Source organism: Sporosarcina sp. SAFN-010 (assembly GCF_059415065.1).
Genome location: NZ_JBPFDS010000001.1, coordinates 471,028 through 490,018 on the forward strand (window position 1 = coordinate 471,028; position 18,991 = coordinate 490,018).

General features: G+C 39.6%; 15 protein-coding genes. 1 reads left to right on the forward strand and 14 read right to left on the reverse strand.

Going from position 1 to position 18,991, the window contains the following annotated elements; translation table 11 throughout:
- Nucleotides 1–288: 288 nt before the first annotated feature.
- The 7 genes from ACR65F_RS02290 to ACR65F_RS02320 form a co-directional block, all read right to left on the reverse strand.
- Nucleotides 289–1,353, reverse strand: coding sequence for a M24 family metallopeptidase (locus ACR65F_RS02290; RefSeq protein ID WP_440503082.1), 1,065 nt, complete (start codon nt 1,351–1,353; stop codon nt 289–291).
- A gap of 756 nt (nt 1,354–2,109) precedes the next feature.
- Nucleotides 2,110–3,186, reverse strand: a complete 1,077-nt coding sequence (locus ACR65F_RS02295) for a M24 family metallopeptidase (protein WP_440503084.1) — start codon at nt 3,184–3,186, stop codon at nt 2,110–2,112.
- A 51-nt stretch (nt 3,187–3,237) separates the two neighbouring features.
- On the reverse strand, nt 3,238–3,594 hold the full coding sequence (locus tag ACR65F_RS02300; RefSeq protein WP_082003307.1) for a DUF3899 domain-containing protein: 357 nt from the start codon (nt 3,592–3,594) through the stop codon (nt 3,238–3,240).
- Between the two features lie 23 nt (nt 3,595–3,617).
- A complete protein-coding gene (locus ACR65F_RS02305; RefSeq protein ID WP_440503085.1) occupies nt 3,618–5,597 on the reverse strand; it encodes an ABC transporter ATP-binding protein in 1,980 nt (659 codons plus the stop codon).
- Nucleotides 5,598–5,609: 12 nt separating this feature from the next.
- Entirely contained in the window at nt 5,610–6,626 is a 1,017-nt protein-coding gene (gene opp3C / locus ACR65F_RS02310; RefSeq protein ID WP_440503087.1) for an oligopeptide ABC transporter permease, read from the reverse strand.
- Nucleotides 6,613–7,551: an oligopeptide ABC transporter permease gene (gene opp3b, locus ACR65F_RS02315; protein WP_039042207.1), complete on the reverse strand. Its 939-nt coding sequence runs from the start codon at nt 7,549–7,551 to the stop codon at nt 6,613–6,615. The genes opp3C and opp3b overlap by 14 nt, the downstream gene beginning before the upstream one ends.
- A gap of 97 nt (nt 7,552–7,648) precedes the next feature.
- The gene (locus tag ACR65F_RS02320) at nt 7,649–9,313 is read right to left on the reverse strand and encodes a peptide ABC transporter substrate-binding protein (RefSeq protein ID WP_440503089.1); all 1,665 of its coding nucleotides are present in this window, start codon (nt 9,311–9,313) and stop codon (nt 7,649–7,651) included.
- A gap of 633 nt (nt 9,314–9,946) precedes the next feature.
- On the opposite strand from ACR65F_RS02320, the gene rpoN reads away from it, so the two are divergent.
- Nucleotides 9,947–11,263: an RNA polymerase factor sigma-54 gene (rpoN, locus tag ACR65F_RS02325; protein ID WP_440503090.1), complete on the forward strand. Its 1,317-nt coding sequence runs from the start codon at nt 9,947–9,949 to the stop codon at nt 11,261–11,263.
- A 56-nt stretch (nt 11,264–11,319) separates the two neighbouring features.
- On the opposite strand, the gene ACR65F_RS02330 is transcribed toward rpoN, so the two are convergent.
- From ACR65F_RS02330 to ACR65F_RS02360, 7 genes are all read right to left on the reverse strand, one after another.
- A complete protein-coding gene (locus tag ACR65F_RS02330; RefSeq protein WP_156137893.1) occupies nt 11,320–11,556 on the reverse strand; it encodes a hypothetical protein in 237 nt (78 codons plus the stop codon).
- Between the two features lie 193 nt (nt 11,557–11,749).
- Nucleotides 11,750–13,240, reverse strand: a complete 1,491-nt coding sequence (locus ACR65F_RS02335; RefSeq protein ID WP_440503092.1) for an aldehyde dehydrogenase family protein — start codon at nt 13,238–13,240, stop codon at nt 11,750–11,752.
- A 20-nt stretch (nt 13,241–13,260) separates the two neighbouring features.
- Nucleotides 13,261–14,154, reverse strand: a complete 894-nt coding sequence (gene dapA, locus ACR65F_RS02340) for a 4-hydroxy-tetrahydrodipicolinate synthase (RefSeq protein ID WP_440503094.1) — start codon at nt 14,152–14,154, stop codon at nt 13,261–13,263.
- Nucleotides 14,155–14,189: 35 nt separating this feature from the next.
- Nucleotides 14,190–15,644, reverse strand: a complete 1,455-nt coding sequence (gene nhaC / locus ACR65F_RS02345; RefSeq protein WP_440503096.1) for a Na+/H+ antiporter NhaC — start codon at nt 15,642–15,644, stop codon at nt 14,190–14,192.
- An 81-nt stretch (nt 15,645–15,725) separates the two neighbouring features.
- Complete coding sequence (locus ACR65F_RS02350) at nt 15,726–16,646, reverse strand: proline racemase family protein (protein WP_039042213.1); 921 nt, start codon at nt 16,644–16,646, stop codon at nt 15,726–15,728.
- The gene (locus ACR65F_RS02355) at nt 16,647–17,687 is read right to left on the reverse strand and encodes a proline racemase family protein (protein WP_039042214.1); all 1,041 of its coding nucleotides are present in this window, start codon (nt 17,685–17,687) and stop codon (nt 16,647–16,649) included.
- Nucleotides 17,687–18,859, reverse strand: coding sequence for an NAD(P)/FAD-dependent oxidoreductase (locus tag ACR65F_RS02360; RefSeq protein WP_440503211.1), 1,173 nt, complete (start codon nt 18,857–18,859; stop codon nt 17,687–17,689). The genes ACR65F_RS02355 and ACR65F_RS02360 overlap by 1 nt, the downstream gene beginning before the upstream one ends.
- Between the last annotated feature and the right edge of the window lie 132 nt (nt 18,860–18,991).

The following is an 18,991-nucleotide window of genomic DNA, read 5'->3' on the forward strand; positions in this document are numbered from 1 at the left end:
GTGCATTTAAAATTCCGACTCGCTAAATAGCTGTGCCTTTCAAAATGTGCTGAAACTCTTACGCATCCAACTAAAAACGGCTGATTCATGTAAAAAAAATGGACACCAGAAAGGAAAGTGTATAAAAAATTTAAAAAACAGATTTCCCTAAAAAGGAAATCCGTCACATTTTAACTCTTTATCTAGATGGGAAGATGATACATACACTTGTAAACTAAAGGTTCAGACACAATTTAATATGCCATACGAATGAATTACAAATTTTCCTACTCAACTATGAATAGCATGTTACAAAATAATTAATTCTTTAGGTGAATGAGTGATGATTTCAACGCCGTCTGTCGTTATGATGACATCATCTTCAATCCGTACACCGCCAAGTCCTGGAATATATATTCCTGGCTCTACAGTTAACACCATATTTTCTTCTAATATGTCCTCACTAACTGTTGACATGAAAATATTTTCATGAATATCCAAACCAATTCCATGTCCAACGCCATGTCCGTAGTTATCTCCATAGCCTTTTTCCTTGATAAAGTCTCGCGTATAGCCATCTACTTCTTTTCCCATAATGCCCGCTTTCATATTGTCCAGTGCTCTTTGAAGGGATTCATGAACAATTTGATAGACTTCTTTCAGCTTTTCAGGAGGCTCACCCACTGCAACTGTTCTTGTCATGTCTGAACGATAGCCCATATAATAGGCGCCGAAATCGAGTGTGATCATGTCCCCCGCTTCAATAACTTTTTCAGACGCTACACCATGTGGTAAGGCCGAACGTTGACCAGAGGCGATAATCATATCGAAAGCCGCCCCTGAAGCTCCATTTTTCCGCATATGGAAGTCCAATTCATTTGCAATCTCAATTTCTTTTACACCAGGTTTAATGAAATTTAAGATATGTGTAAATGCGTTGTCTGAAATCACAGCCGCTTTTTTAATAAGTTCAATCTCTTTCGCCGTCTTAATCATGCGCAAATCCTCTACAGAATTTGCTAATGGATGTAATTTTGCGGATATCTTGTTTGTCATTTGTTGATACACATAATATGTAACATGATGTTGCTCAAAACCTACTGCTTGGATGGATTCCGCATCAAGTAACTGTTGGATTGTTTCATATAAATATTTCCGATCAATTTCCCTAACTTCAAAGTCTTCACTTTGATCCACTGCTTGTTGAGTATATCGGAAATCCACAAGCAAAAAAGCGTTCGTTTGTGTTACAACCACTGTACCCGCACTACCTGTAAAGCCTGTTAAGTAGCGACGATTTTGATCGTTCGTTACGATGATTGCATCCAATTGTTTTGTTCGTAAGGTGGTGCGTAAATGATCCAATTTTGACATAGTAATATTCCTCCCCTTCTAAAAATATCTTGCAACATTTATGCCAATAATTCAAATTTAATTGTTTGTCACTTCAAACTGGAGAAAGAAATCTAATTCATGATTTATTCATATCCAAACTACAAATTACGTTTCTTGAAAACTAGCTGTACATATTGGAGTTTTCGATGTGCGCCTTGTTCTTTTATGTAATTACAGAAGAAATGTTGAATATAAATAGAAGAAAAGTACGTTTTGAGGAAGACTTCTCTCTTGGTCATGTTCAGTTAGGTGCAGTTCTTCCCAGAGTGCTTTCATTTTGGCGTTTGATGTTAAGCGAATGATGTAAAACTCCGATTCTACCTCACGTAAATCGTACAATCCAGGCACCTCAAGGCCACTCTCTCTAAGAATAAGTTGGTATTCTAGTTAAGGCGATGAAACCTTCATCGTGTAACTGCAGGCGCTCAGTGATTTTATCCGCTAAACCGTTTTTTTATTAAACTCACGGATTAGCAATTTACCTGAATGGGAAGAAAGGGCACCTTCATCCGTAAAAAATTTACTTGACGATTGAAATGCAGGGTATTTTGCAATAAAGTAGCCGTTTGAATAATCCTTTCTATGGTTGTTGTTTAGTCGCAATAACCTTAACCGAATTGGATTCTTTTTTCATATATTTATAAAAAAAGAGAATCCCACAAAAAAGATGATATCTCAGCTTTTCCGTGGGATTTTGTATGGGTTGATGAATAACCTAGGTTCCAGTAAAAAGTTTTACAGAATAACTAATTCCTTCGTAGACGGTGACAATACTTCACAGCCTTCTTCTGTGATCAGCAGCATGTCTTCAATACGGGCTCCACCTACTTCGGGTAGATAGATACCCGGTTCAATCGTAATAACCATGCCTGGCAACAGAATTTTTTCAGAGTCCACGGAGAATAGTGGCTTCTCGTGTACTTCAAGTCCGATACCGTGACCCGTACCTGTTCCTGAAAGTTGATTATAGCCGGTTTCAATTAAGACATCCCGCATATATTTGTCGACTTCCCGATCTGTCAATCCTGGTTTAATATTCATTGCACAGTTAGTGAATGATCGAAGAACGACTTGCTGTACTTCCAGCATTTTGTCGCTCGGCTGACCAATAGATACAACTCGGGAAATATCGGACCAATAGCCATTGTAGTTTGTCCCGAAATCGATTGTAATCATATCACCTTTTTCAATGACTTTGTCACTTGCACGCCCATGTGGAAGGGATGCTCGTTTTCCGGATGCTACAATCGGACTAAAAGTTGAAGTAACTCCACCTTGATTCTTAATAAAGCTTTCTAATTCCCCGGCGACTTCCAACTCCGTCATACCTGGACGGATGAAGTCTAATACATGCACGAAGGCTCCATCTGTAATTTTGGTAGATGTGCGAATGTTTTCGATTTCTTCTTGAGACTTAACCATCCTTAGGTTTTCTACCACGTCATAAGTTGAAATCATTTCACAATTGGTTAGTGCATCCAATTTGGAGTAGTTCCCGAAGTTTAGATGCTGTTGTTCAATCCCAAGTCGGTTTATACCCATTCTATTAATTTGCTTTGCTACTTCATCGTAAATTTTATGCTTATGGCCTGTGTGCTCTGAATGTAAAACCACGTGTAAACCCGTCTGATTTTTTGCTTGTTCAAAATAGCGATAATCAGTTATGAGAATAACTTCGTCTTTCGTGATAAGTAAAACTCCGTTACTTCCTGTAAAACCTGTTACATATCTTCGGTTCCAGTCGCCATTAATCATTAACCCATCAATCTTTAATTCCTCAAGTTGGTTTTGAAGTTTCGCAATTCTACTCATTCTTTCCCCTCCATTGTCAGGATAAATACTGTTGTGTTTCATTTTCACTCATTACAAGAGATATACTGGAAAAACTGTCGTAACAATGATAATTGAGATTCCAACGAATAGGATAGCTCGTGAAATTGTAGCATTTTCGGCTGTAGATGTTGCAAACTCATTTTCATCATTCACTTCGGATACGTACTTCTCTACTTTCGAAGAGGTCTTCAAGAACTTTTTAAAGCTATAAAAGAAGAAGTCGAATATTCCTTTTTCCAGCAATAAAAGTACCCCACCCACCATGAATACCACTAATCCCAGGAGAAAAAAGACATCCCAAAATGCAGTACTTACATCTAGTAATAAGAATGCCAGCGCTATCAAACAAATAATACTAATAGTAATGACCGATTTTTTCCCCATCATATACAGTCCTTATTGAAAAATTATTAAACCAAAAGAGATGTATCTTCTGATTTACTTCTATACGAATCGAGCTCGTCTTCAGTACACGCAACCCAGTGCCCATCAGTTATTTCCCTGAGTTTACAATCTTCAGATTCGATGGCCCATTCACCTTTAGGTATTCTAATTCTTTTCTTCTCAACTTCAGGGTCCGGAACAGGTATGGCTGACAACAATGATTTAGTGTATGGATGTAACGGATTGTCATATAACTCATCACTATCAGCCACTTCAACAAGTTTCCCCTGATACATAACACCAACCCGATCACTAATATACTTCACCATTGATAAATCATGGGCGATAAATAAATACGTCAAGTTCTTCTCTTTCTGAAGTTTCTTCAGTAAGTTTGTAATTTGAGCTTGAATTGAAACATCTAGTGCTGAGATTGGCTCATCCGCAATGATAAATTTCGGATCTACAGCAAGTGCTCGTGCGATACCTATACGCTGTCTTTGACCTCCACTAAACTCATGTGGGTATCGATTGGCATGTTCTTCAGCAAGGCCGACTGTTTTTAATAATTCATACACCTTTTCCATTCGATTGGCTTTTGATGTATATAAACCGTGGATATCCATTCCCTCAGCTATAATGTCAGCTACCGTCCACCGTGGATTTAGTGAGGAATAGGGGTCTTGAAAAATCATTTGAATATCTTTGTTTAAGTTCAACACATTTTTTTTATGAATATCAACACCTTTGAAATAGACCTCACCAGATGTCGCATCATATAAACGAACTAAAGTCCTTCCCGTTGTTGACTTTCCACATCCTGACTCTCCCACAAGACCAAATGTCTCTCCTTCGTATATATCAAAAGAAACACCATCGACAGCTTTAATAACTGAATTTTTACCACTCTTAAAGTGCTGCTTCAGCTCTTTAACTTCCAGTAACTTTTCTTTTCCGATTTCTTTTTTTGGCATTTGATCGCTGATAGCTATTTTCACTCGTTGCTTTCCTTTTATTTCTTTTGTAACTTTGGATGCTTTTTCATGCAATAGCCAAGTCGCGGCAGAATGCGTTTCAGTTACTTTAAACATCGGTGGATCATGTAAAAAATCTATTTTAAGTGCATGTTCGTTTCGTAAAGAAAACGCATCACCGGGCGGTGGATATAACAAATTAGGTGGAGATCCTGGAATAGTTTTCAATTCTTCTTGATCAATCGTTAAGTCAGGCATCGCAGCCAATAATCCTTTTGTATACGGATGTTGTGGATTATAGAAAACCTCGTCCGTCTTCCCGATTTCTACTACTTTCCCTGCATACATAACCGCTACCCGATCAGCTATATTTGCAACAACACCTAAATCATGCGTAATAAAAATAATAGATGTATCCATTTTCTTTTGGATATCTTTTAACAGTTCAAGAACCTGAGCCTGAACTGTTACATCAAGAGCTGTTGTCGGTTCGTCCGCTATTAATATGGCAGGGTTGCAGGCTAATGCCATAGCAATGACTACACGCTGTTGCATTCCACCAGAAAATTGATGAGGATACTGTTTCACGCGGTCCGCAGCATTTGTAATTCCTACTAATTCCAACAAAGAAACTACTTTTTTCTCCGCTTCTTTTTTCGTTATTTTTTGGTGGACGAGAATGCCCTCCATAATTTGATTGTTAATCGTCATTGTCGGGTTCAGTGAGGTCATGGGATCTTGAAATATTATTGATATTTCAGATCCTCTGAGTTCTCTTAATTCTTTGTTCGAAATTTTAGTGATGTCACGATTTTGGTACTTAATTGTCCCTTTGACAACCCGTCCTGAAGGTTTTGGTATTAAACCCATGATACTTTTTGACATAACCGACTTTCCTGATCCTGATTCACCAACAATGGCTAACGTTTCACCTTTGTATAAATCGAATGTAACTCCTCTGACAGCACGCACTTCCCCATCGTACGTGTCAAAAGAGATATGTAAATCATCAACGGATAAGATTCTTTCCATCTTTATTCACCTCTATTTCTTCATTTTCGGATCAAACGAATCCCGAAGACCATCACCAAGCAAGTTGAAACTGATCATAATTAAACTGATAATGACAGAAGAAAACATGAGCATATGGGGATATATCTTCAACATTTTAAAACCATCATTTACAATCATTCCAAGTGAAGCGATTGGTGGTTGAAGTCCCAACCCGATAAAACTTAGAAAAGCTTCAGTGAAAATCGCAGACGGAATTGTAAACATTGTTGTAATAATAATTGGTCCCAATGAGTTAGGTATAAGATGGCCCCAAATGAGGTTTTTATCTTTAGCACCCAATGTTAGTGAAGCTAAAACGAATTCCTGGCCCTTCAATTTCAAGACCTGACCTCGTACGATTCTAGCCATACTTACCCACCCTGTAATTACCATTGCCAAAGTGATCGAAAGAATTCCCGGCTTTAATATCAAAATCAAGAGGATGACGACAATTAGGTTTGGAATCCCCATCAGCACTTCGATAATCCGCTGCATTACATTGTCAATACGACCTCCATAATATGCAGAAATACTACCGTAAGCTACACCAATCACCAAATCTAATGTAGCCGCTAAAAACGCGATGTATAGTGAAATTCTTGTACCTTGCCATATCCGAGTCCATAAATCTCTTCCTAGATCATCCGTACCGAACCAATAGTATTCAGTCACTTCTTTTGCAGCGTATTGATCGGTCCCGCGGATATCAACACCACTTAATCCTAGTAAAGGTAAATTCTCCAATACAGGTACCTTCGGCGGTAAATTCGTTCTCGTTAGGTCTTGTTCATCAAAGCCGTGTGAATTCATATACGGTCCGAAAGCCGCAAGAAACATAATCAAAACAATGAGGATCAATCCCGTAAATGCGCCTTTATTCTTTCTTAAACGAATCCAAGAATCTTTCAAAAAAGTGGATGATGGGCGATTCATAATTTTCTTCTCTTCGAACTCTTTCCCTGACTCTTCAAATAGGTCATCTGTTAATTCAAATTCATTTACCTTCACGACGCCCACCTCCTGAAAGACGAATTCTCGGATCTACCACGCCATACAAAAGATCCACAATTAATATGACAATGATAAATAACAAGCTATAAAATAATGTCACGCCCATAATAACCGGATAGTCATTTGTTAAAATAGATTTGACGAATTGTTCCCCTAGGCCAGGTACACTAAATATCTTTTCAACTACTAATGTTCCAGTCATTAATGACACGGTTAAAGGCCCTAAAATCGTTATTATCGGGATCATCGCATTACGTAAACCATGTTTCAGAATTACCGTATATTCCTTAATTCCTTTTGCTCTTGCAGTTGTAATGTATTCATTGCCCAGTACATCCAGCATTTCTGTTCTCATAAATCGAGCCATAGTAGCAACTACAAATGCTGCAAGCGCAATCGTTGGGAGGATCGAGTATTCAAAACCTTCCCAGAACGCAACTGGTAACCATCCGAGTCTTACACCTACCCAGTATTGGAGAAGACCTGCCAATACAAAGTTCGGTATCGATAATCCAAGGACAGCTACAACCATGGCTCCATAATCAATGAATGTGTTGTGCCTCAAAGCAGCTATAATTCCTAAGAAAAGACCTATAATCATCCCTGCTATTAAGGATTGTGCACCTAATATTGCCGAGACACCTATTCGCTCACCAATAATACTACTGACAGATCTACCATCAAATTGAAAAGACACTCCAAAATCGCCTTTCGTAATATTCCCGAGGTATTTAAAATATTGAACAGACAATGGTTCATTTAATCCGTATCGTTCATTTAATACCTCTTTTTGAGTTGATGATAATCGTTCGTCATTAAAGGGAGATCCCGGTAGCGTCTGCATTAAGAAAAATGTAAACGTCGCAATGATTAGAAAGGTGAACAACATATACCCAACTCTGCTAGCAATATATTTTTTCATACAAGTCACCACCTATAACTTTATGAACTAACCTGCCGTATCTCTTCAAATCAACCTTCTTTTTGAAGAGATACGATGTGCAGATTGTATAAAACAATTAGTTGCCTATTGTTACCCATTGGTAAGAATACGTAGAATTCGCATGTGCAGTGAATCCTTTTACGTTAGGCTTAATGAGTCGTGCAGATCCTGCTTGGTACATAGGAGAGATTGCCGCTTCATCTCCGATTAGAATTTTTTCGGCTTCCTGTAGTTCAGCAAAACGTTTGTCAATATCCGTAAAGTCGACCATTGCCTTTTTCACGTTTTTGTCAAATTGATCATTTTTAAATTCCTGCCAATTATACGCACCGTCTGAAAGGAATACCGAGAGGAACTCTACCGGATCCGCGATATCATTTCTCCAACCTGAATAAGACAAGTCATAATTCAAATCATCTTCCAATGCTAACTTCTGTTTGTTCGGCTGCTGATTGATTGTAATGCTTAAGCCCGGCAGATTTTTCTCCAATTGGTTTTTCATATACTCTGCTACAGACTTCCTTTGACCGTCATCATAGCTTAGTAGATCCAGGTTAATTTCTTTCACACCAAGTTCTTTGAGACCTTTATTCCAAAGTTCTTTTGCTTCTTCAGGAGTTCCTTTGTTCAAATCACCATAGCGATCTCTGAACTTTTCACCCTCCGGTGATTGTACAAATCCGGGGAATACTAACCAGTAAGCAGCTTTTGATCCATTCTTCAAGATAGATTCTGCAGCTTGCTCTTTATCCCATCCCATATCGATGGCCTTCCGGATATTCGTATTACTTAAGAATTCATTTTTCTGATTCATCCTTAAGAAGTAAACTTCAGATTTTAGTGAAGTCGTATATTCCTCGTGATCTTTGTATACATCTACAAATTCCGATGAAAGATTCGCAACATCGATTGTGTCTGTTTCATATAGATTAACTTCAGTCGAAGTGTCTTTTGCCACTTTGAAATTGATTTCATCAACTTTCACATTCTCGGCATCCCAATAGTCTGAGTTCTTTTTTAACGTCCACTTTTGGTCATGATCCCATGAATCTAATGTAAATGGGCCATTGAATACGAGATTTTCTGGTTCGAGCGCGTATTTATCTTGTTGCTCTTCAGAGAACTTTTCGTTTTGTGGATAGAAAACTGGATTTGCAAGAAGTTCAGTGAAGTAAGGTACGTCATTTTCCAGTTCTACTTCTAATGTGAAATCGCCCGTAGCCGTTACACCAAGTTCATCAACTCTGCCATACAGTTCATGGTCAGGATCTTGAATGTTCGCAGCGCCTTTCACTGATTCCATCAGGTAAGCGTGAGGAGAGATTGAATCTGGATGTAATGCTTTTTTCCAAGCATAGATAAAGTCTGTTGCTTTAGTTGGGTCACCATTGCTCCATAACGCGTTTTCTTTTAAGTGAAACGTATATGTCAATCCATCCTCACTTACGTCATAGGTATCTACGAGACCTTCAGTAACTTTATCATCCGCATCTATTCTGAAGAGGCCTTCGAAAACGTTCTGTATCATTGTTTGAGATAGTCCATCCATAGCGCCATTCGTTTTCAATGTTGGAATTTCTCCCGCAACCGCCAAATGAAGTACACTCTTCCCTACTTTTTCATCGGTAATAGAGTCGCCATCTTTCTCGGTTTCTTGAACGTTTTCTCCCCCATAACACCCAGCCAATAATACTAGACTTGTGAAAATCATCATGAAGAACCATAGGGATTTCTTTCTCATCTTTTTCTCCTCCTAATAATGGTGTCTATACTTTCATGCATGTTTAAATTACTTTACAGGTAACTGAATAGAAATCAGTTTACTGTCCAATTATTTTGAATATTCAAGACCGAAAAATTTAATAGCAAATCTTATTTACACTTATTTTCTTTGTAGACTAAATGAACGGCTTCTAGTTCTAATTATTCTATCTTTTAATTTTGGTATTCTACCTTTAAAACTTGATTACTAATCATATTGATTAAAAATGAACTACGGTAATATCTCTACAAATTATGACTAGTTAACTTTTCACTTCCCCTCTTTTCATAAAATTCGTTATCACTTCTCTGAGTACATAAGTAGTATTGCAATTTCTATGCCAATTCACTATCATCCAATCTAAATATTCAAATTTATGGTCGAAGTTTAAATACGCCCATGTTATAATAAACTCTATATTCAAAAGAGTTCATACAATGTTTTTTAGCTTTAATAGACCACTTACATGATGACAATAAGAATTTATTAGTACATTCTTTCATAACATTGAATTTAAGACGCAACTAACATTGCCTACATATCTATACTTTTAAAAAGATTATTGTAAACAAGGTAATCACTCTAAAAAGTTTTACACAAGGGGGAATAGACATGGAGCTAGGACTTCAACAACGGCAGGAACTTAATTTATTGATGACTGTCGAGTTAAGGAAAGCTATAGAACTACTACAATACTCCACCTATGAACTCGAACAGTATATCCGTGAGCAAGAATTGGAAAACCCACTGATTCAATTGAAGGAAAAAGAAGAGAGACCTGTCTATGAGGAACGTTTGCATCGTCGATCTGCCTCATTTGGGAGTTCGGAAATGCCATTGGATGCAGTACAATGCGTGGAGGAAAACAAGCGGGAGGAATTACTGAAACAGGCAAAGCTAATGTATCCTGACGCCCCAACGCAAAGTTTGTTAAAGTATCTAGTCTACAATCTGGACGATAATGGATTTTTACAACTTAACGAACACACTTCGACTGCCGGTTTAGCGTTCAACGAAGATTGTATCGAAAAAGGAATCCATCTCCTTCAGGAATTAGGTCCGATCGGGATAGGTGCCAGAGATTTAAAAGAGTGTCTACTCCTGCAAATCATATACAATTATCCAGAAAACAGATCAGCTGCCTATTTAGTGGAGCATCATTTAAACCTGATTGCCGATCGTAAATGGAACGAAATCGCTTCAAAGATGAACATCAGCATGAACGAAGTGAAAAATCTTTTCGATTTCATCCAAACTCTCAATCCAAGACCGTGCTCATTTATGTCAGATGATTCGACGAAGTACTTAACGCCTGACATCATCGTCGAGGTGAGCGTAGAGGGATTCACATTCCACTTGAATGATGGCTATTTACCAGGAATTCATATGAATAGCAACTATTCACAGTATCTTCACGCGAAAAATGATGCATCTAAATATATCCAAACACAATATAAGAATTATCAGTGGCTCCTTAGTAGCATTGAGCAACGTCGAAATACAATCATTAAAATCGTGCATGTCCTCTTGGAGAAACAGGAGGATTTCTTTAAAAATGGATTCCAATCCCTGAAACCACTTACACTCAAAGAAGTCGCCGATGTTATTGAGATGCATGAGTCCACCGTTAGTCGGGCAACTACGAACAAAGTGATCCAAACGCCCTTCGGCTCCTTTGACCTTCGATTACTTTTTACTTCAAAACTGGAAACGTCAGACGGAAATTCCGTCTCCCAAACAAAGGTAAAAAAACTGTTGGAGAGTTTCATCGCACAAGAGAATAAGTTCAAACCGTATTCTGATCAAAAAATAGCGGAGTATTTCAGTACTGAAAAAGGCATTACGATTTCTAGGAGAACTATTAGTAAGTATCGGGAAGAGCTACGAATCCCCTCTTCCAACAGGCGCAAGGAAATTCAAGTATTATAACTATGAAAAATAGGAAGAAGGGGAATGTAGATATCCCCTTCCTCCTATTTTTTAACCTACTTTAGTTTTTCTACTAAAAAGTGACCAAACCAGTATCTGTTATAACCGATAATTGCCCCACTTAATAAGATCATATACATTCCAGAGGGCTTTTCTAGAGCATAGAACAATGCTGAAAGAATGACAGTCGCAAAAACAAGAGAACTTAAGATTTTGAGAATCGGTGATACAGTTTGTCTAAAAGTTATAGAGATTACTTTTTCACCGATCCACATTAGTAGTGATGTCGCCATGATAGCGCTTACCATTAGTACCAAAAAATAAGTTAACCCCATAGTTTAGCTCCTTTTTGGAAAGACATTCATTTCTCTTATTATATACTAAACACCGACTCTGTTTCCGTTCAATTCAGAAAAAACAAATTAATATTTCATATAAAAAAATGGTCTCGGATATTAAACCCAGACCATTTAGATTTGCATGAAATCATTGTTTAATATTTACAAATACACTCTTCACTTCAGTATAGTTTGCCAATCCATACTCTCCACCCATTTCTCGACCTATTCCGGATTGTTTGTAACCTCCGAACGGCATCGTTTCAATCTCGATGCCGAAGTCGTTGATCCAGACAGTTCCTGCTTTTAATTTTTTGGCTACGTAATGTCCTGTTTTGATATTTTCAGTCCATACACTTGCAGCTAAGCCGTAGATACTGTCATTTGCACGTTGGATTACTTCTTCTACTGTGTCAAAAACAAATACGGATAGAACAGGTCCGAAGATTTCCTCACGTGCGATCGTCATGTTATCTTCCACATCCACAAATATTGTTGGTTGCACATAGTAGCCTTGATCGAATGCTTTGCTACCTCCCGCGACAAGACGAGCACCTTCACTTTTCCCTTTTTCGATGAAATCTAGAACCGTTTGTTGCTGTTTTGCTGAAACGAGTGGTCCCATTTCAGTTTCCGGATCCATGCCTGGCCCTAGTTTCAATGCATTTGCACGTTCTACCAATCCATTTACTACTTCTTCATGAAGGGAGCGATGGACGTAGACGCGCGTACAGGCGCTACAGTTTTGTCCGTGGTTATACATCGTTCCATTGAATGCACCTACAATTGCTTCCTCAAGATTGGCATCTTCCAAAATGATACTTGGTGACTTCCCACCAAGTTCAAGTGTGACACCTTTAAGCTGATCTGCAGCTTTTTGCATAATCCCTTTTCCGACAGCTGTTGAACCAGTAAACGCAACTTTATCTACATCTTTATGAGTGACAATGGCATCTCCTGCTACTCTTCCTGCTCCCGGTACAACATTGACGACTCCGTCAGGGAATCCAGCATCTTTGAATAATTTTGCCACATAAAGAAGAGATAGTGGTGTTTCGCTCGCAGGCTTAATAACAACAGTACAGCCTACCGCAAGTGCGGAGCCTAACTTCCACGCAGCCATTGCTAGCGGGAAATTCCAAGGAATAATTTGGCCGACTACGCCGACAGCTTCGTGGACAGTGTAATTCAAATAATCATTGGAAACTGGGATTGTTTGCCCTACCATTTTTGTCGCCCAGCCCGAGTAATATCTGAAATGCTGAACTGTACCATCTACATCGTCTGCCAGCGCAACTTCATAGGGTTTACCGTTATCTAACGCTTCAAGTTGTGCAAGCTCTTCACGATTTTCTTCAAGGAGATTTGCAAACTTATAGATGAGGTGAGAACGCTCAGCAGTATCCATCTTCGTCCATTCGCCTTCATCAAACGCTTTTCTGGCAGCAGCTACTGCAACATCGATATCTTCGGGTTGCGCTTCACTCACTTGCGCAATTACATCTTCCGTCGCCGGATTAATGACATTGAATGTCTTTCCGCTAATAGCGGGTTGGTAATCCCCGTCAATATAAAGTCCTTTAACCCCTTGCAAGAATTCTTCAACTCTCGGTTTCAGTTTATAGTCAGTTACTTTCATTCCTCAATCGCCTCCCTCTCTCAGTTAGTAACGATTTCCAAGCTTTGTAGAAGTTCTTTTAATGTTGCTTCTTCCTCATCATTAAGTGGAAGTCTTGGTCTACGGCATGGTCCACCTGCTAAGCCTTGGAGATCCATTGCTCTTTTTACAATTTGAACGTACTTCCCTGATCCTTCAAGGAATGCACAAAGCGGTAGAAGCCGGTCGTAAAGTGCCCATGCTTCATCCATTTCATTGTTTTGGACATGATTATACATATCCGTCACAAGGCGTGGTGCAATGTTTCCTGATACACAAATCCATCCCGTTGCCCCGACAAGAAATGATTCGATTGCAAGATCTTCAGAACCACAGAATACTTTAATGAATCCTTCGCCTTGACGTGCGATATCACGCGCTTTACCGATACCCCCACTAGACTCTTTAACGTGTGTAATGTTCTTCACATCGCGACCAACTTTTAGGATCGTTTCCGTACTAATGTCAACCCCCGATGTGAATGGGTTATTATAAATCATTACCGGGATTTCAACGGATTCTGCCACCGCCTTGAAGTGTTCATAGATCTCGTTCTCTTTCGGATGTGCATAATAGGAATTGATGAGCAATGCTGCATCCGCTCCGGCTTTTTCAGCCTGCTGTGTAAATTCAATCGCATCTGCTGTCGTTTCAGCTGCCGTACCCACTATGAGTGGAATCCGTCCGTTGACTTGTGCAACGGCTACTTCAACCGCTTTATAGCGTTCTTCTCTCGTCAAACTGACAAATTCACCTGTACTTCCGTTAATTGCCAGACCTGCTACACCTGAATCAATGAAGTGTTCAATGTTATTTTTAAACCCTTCCCAATCGATTTCCTGTTCATTAACCATTGGTGTAATAAGTACTGGGAATACCCCTTCAAGTTTTACCATATAAATTCCTCCTAAGTTTTGTTTTTCTATTTTGATTAACTTCCAACAGGCGTTGCTGGTTCCTTCTTCCTGTTTGACTCTTCTAGTTCAACAATTTCCTCTGATACATTTGTATTTGAATCCGTATACCAGATGAATTTGTTTGTAAATCCATAAATTACTGAAATAAGTAACACTAATAAGTTGAACCATAGGAATGGTAGATAACTAATTGTCGAGACTCCGAGGGCCGTAGCCATGAATACTCCACCATCCGACCATGGAACCATCGGAGTTGTTATCGTCCCTCCTGCCTCTGTATTTCTTGAAAGAACTCGACGATCGATATGTTGACGATCATAGTTATCTCCTGTGATTTTACTAGCAGTGATAATTGAGACGTATGCTCCCCCAAATAGATTTCCTAGAAAACCCGCCAGAAGCGTAGATACCGTAGTTTTCCCAGGATTGTTTGCCCACTTAGATAAGTAGTTTCCAATCGCTCGTAAAACACCAATTCTCTCCATTAAACCTCCGACACCAAGTGCAAAGATAATTAAAGCGATGACATCCAGCATGAATACAATTCCACCGCGGTTCAACAAATTGTCGATGAATGCAACGCCTGATTCAATTGAATTTCCAGCGTACATAATGTTGAATGCTTGTAAAAACGTTGCGCCCTGGAATAAGTAAGCCCAGATCGTCCCTAAAAACGCGCCAAATAAAATAACTGGGATGGAAGGCATTTTGAAAGCCAGTAAACCAATAACAACAATTGCTGGAATCAACATATACCAGCTAATACTGAAGTACTCATTTAAAGATGCCATCGTTGAAGTTGCAGCACTTAAATCGCCGTTTCCATTGAAGAAGAAGCCCGTTATCAAAAATAACACTGCCGCAATCACCCACGCAGGGAGACTAACCGTAAGCATTGATTTGATGTGATCTATCAAGTCCACTTTCGATAGCGATGCTGTCATAACTGTTGTATCTGATAATGGCGATAGCTTATCTCCTACGTAACACCCTGAAATAACAGCCCCCGCAACAAGAGGTAAAGGAAAACCAAAACTTGCGCCAATCGCCATCATCGCGATTCCTGCTGTTCCTGCTGAGCCAAATGAAGTTCCTGTAGCAATAGAAGTTACCGTACAGATGATGAATGCTGCCATTAAGAAGATATTCGGATCGATAATCGCAAGACCATAGTAAATAATGGACGGTACAACTCCCCCTGCGATCCAAGTTCCAATTAATGCGCCAACTGATAGTAAAACGAGAACAGCTTCTAGTCCGTCACTAATTCCGTTCAAAAGACCTTTTTGCATCTCCCTATAGTTATAGCCGATTTTCAAACCAACCATAATGATCAAGAACCACGTTGTCAACAGCGCCAAGTGAATTGAGATATCAAACTTGATAATGAACAAAATCATGATCAAACCAAAACCGATTAATACAAACAGGGTCTCACCTAAACTGGGTAATCTTTTTTCAGTTTGCATACCGTCCCCCCTCACTAATTTCCCGTGACCATTCCCCATCATTCCTATGCAACTATTCTAGTTCAGGCTACGCCTCCCTTTCTACGCCAATAAAAACCCCTCCTTTAATGGATCATCTTGGTCAAAGATGAACTCATGACTGCCGGTGATAAATGCTTCTGTTTCAAGTGAGAATCGATGTTCATCACCCGCTATTCTTTTCGCGGTAAGTGAACTACCGAAGATACTATGATTTTCAATTTCAGATTCGCTAATTTCTTTTTGTCCTAATGCTGTCAGAATGGCAAACGTGCTATCGACTCCAGGAGAACGTAAGATATAGCCATCTTTTTCAAAAGTTACAGAGCGAATTTTTCCCGGTGAAAATGGAACTGATTCGACAACGACTATCCCCGAATAATTGATGTTTTCGTTCTTCAATTCCGTCGTACGTTCCAATCCCCATCGATTCAATTTCGCCAATTGTTCTAATTCAATGCCGGGAATTGAATCGGGTAGTGTGTAAAGGAAGTAGTTACGGTCATTGTCAATGCGCACTACCGTGTAGTCCAGATTGGTTTCAATTTCGGAACACCATTCACTTTCAATTGAAACAGACGTTACTTCTTGGTTTTCTACAAGCGCTTTCACAGTATAGATGCCGTTCACTGTCTCTACTTTATAAAGATCATCTGCAGAATGATTCAAATTCCCGGTTTCAATCAATGCCGTTACCGTCGCAAGTAACCCTTCATATTTGAAGTTACTCACATCTTGATGATTGAAGAATAATAACGAGAAATCAGCAACTCGAGACGGAGTAACTACACATCCATGCATGCCTCGATGTCCGCGTGGCTCGTTCAGCAATAGATTCTTTTCATTTGAAAAGTTGTTTTTCAACTCGTCATGTTTAGTTTGTATGTCATCTCCGCTAAGCCTAATCGGTGATTGGATCACGATTCTGAATGCTTCGCCCGCCGCATGAGTATCAATCGTGTTGTACATCTTTTCGTAATTCATTTAGACACCTTCTTTCACGGACTCATGTTCCATAGGTGGTATAAGCAAATAACCTTCTCTTAGCGGATCTTTTTCATTGTAGAAAAAGCGATGATTTCCCATCAACCAAGCGGAACCTGTCACTTCTGTAATGACTGCATCCAGCTCTTTCACGTTAGTTTCTTCTAATACTCTCGCTTTAAATAACGTGCCGACGATGCTTTCATGAACGAAAAGTTCATCCATTCCAATTTCTTTGTTCTTATACAACGTCGCCAGTTTGGCAGATGTCCCTGTTCCACACGGAGAACGGTCAATCCCGCCAGGCGGAACGATTACTGTATTTTTCACATCAGCTTCGGGATGAACCGGATCTGTGTAAAATTCGATATGCGTCAACCCTGATATGAATGGAAACTCAGGATGGATTACTTCCTCAGTAGCATTGATTGCATTACGAATGTCGATAGCTTGATTGATAATCGTTGTTGCATTGTTCTCGACCAATGGCATCCCCAGTTTCCGCGCATCGATAATGCCATAAAAGTTACCACCATAAGCAATATCACATTCCACATGGCCGATACCTTCAACGTCAATTTCAATGGATTTCAATAAAAATGCAGGCACATTATTAAATGTCACTTCCTCGGCTTTCCCGTTGCTGACTTTGATTTTAACTGCGATAAGTCCTGCAGGTGTATCTATTTTGAGTTCCGTGAAGGGCTCACAGACTTCGATTAATCCAGCTTCAACCAGTGCCGTACAGAAACCAATTGTATCGTGGCCACACATTGGCAAATAACCGCCCGTTTCAATATAAATAACACCAACGTCAGCATCCGGATGGCAAGGTTCTGTCCATAATGCACCAGACATCACGTCATGCCCCCGTGGTTCATTCATTAGAAATTTTCTTATCCAGTCATAGTTCTCTTCCATAAACAGCATCTTTTCAGACATCGTTTCGCCAACCAAGGGAGGCAGTCCGCTAATCAGTGTTCTAGTCGGATTTCCACCCGTATGTGTATCGATTGTTGTAAACAGTCTCTGGTAATTCATTAGGTTGTCACCCTTTCTTTAAAACGGCTCAGCTGTAGCGGCTCAATTGGAATGCACGTTTCTTTGTCATTCAACATTTCTTCAATCAGCTTACCTGTCACAGCTGCAAGACTAATTCCATCACCTTCATGGCCTGCAGCTATGAAATATCCTGGAATGTGCTCCACTCGTGAAATAATCGGCAAATGATCTTCTGTCCATGGACGCAATCCTGCATACGTTCGGATGACGGTCATATCCGCGATTTTCGGATAAAACCGGATGGCACGCTTCGCAATGAGTTTCGTCACTTCATGATTCACTTTCGTATCAAATCCACCGAATTCTCGACTACTTCCAATTAGGAAGTTTTGGCTTTCAGTGGGCTCAAAAACGAGCGCAACACCGTATTTTTCCATGTCGGCGTCAACGATTCTCTCACCACCAAATTTCGAAATCAGATATCCAAACTCCATCACTTTTCTCAAGCCCACAGGCTGTTGGCGTGAAGCGACTATCAATTGACCTTTTCTTGGAAGGATTGGAATGTCGAGTCCCACCATCGCGCCAAGTCTAGGAGCCCATACCCCACCGGCGTTGACGACTTTTTTGGCAGTATAGGTACCATTATTGGTTTCAATTACAAATTGTCCTGTTTCATTTTTCGATACGTTTTTCACTTCTGTATTCGTATGTATTTTTGCGCCTTGTTTTTCAGCACTATGAAACATGGAATACGTCATCATGTATGGATTAACAGTAGAATCTGTTTTACACTCCAAACCACCATACAAATCATCCGCAAAGTACTTGGACTCATTACGCAAGTCCTCGCGGTCCAGCATCTTGAATTCCAGTCCTGCTTCTTGCTGTTTGGTAACCCACTGATTCGCTGCTTCCATTTCAGCATCATTTTCACACACTAAAATACTTCCTGGGTTGCGGTATTCAAATGAAACTTCAAGTTCTTTATCCAACTCATGGACAAGCATCTGACTTTTCAAAGACATTTGACTATCAAAACCAGGATCTTTATCGATCGCAAGGATATTCCCATCACATCTAGAAGAGGTTCCGCTTGCTAACTCTTTCTTTTCAAGGACAGTAATATCAAGACCCGCTTTCGAACCATAATAGGCAATGGAAGCCCCCATGATCCCACCGCCAATGACGACGACATCTCGATGTATCATTTTCACCACAATACTCCCCCTCTCGCTCGCTTGTTAATATCTATTGCAAGTAGCATGCCAAAATTGAAAAATCTATCAAATCATCCGTCTCTATTGAAAATTCTAATAACTAGTGTAAAATTATTTATACGT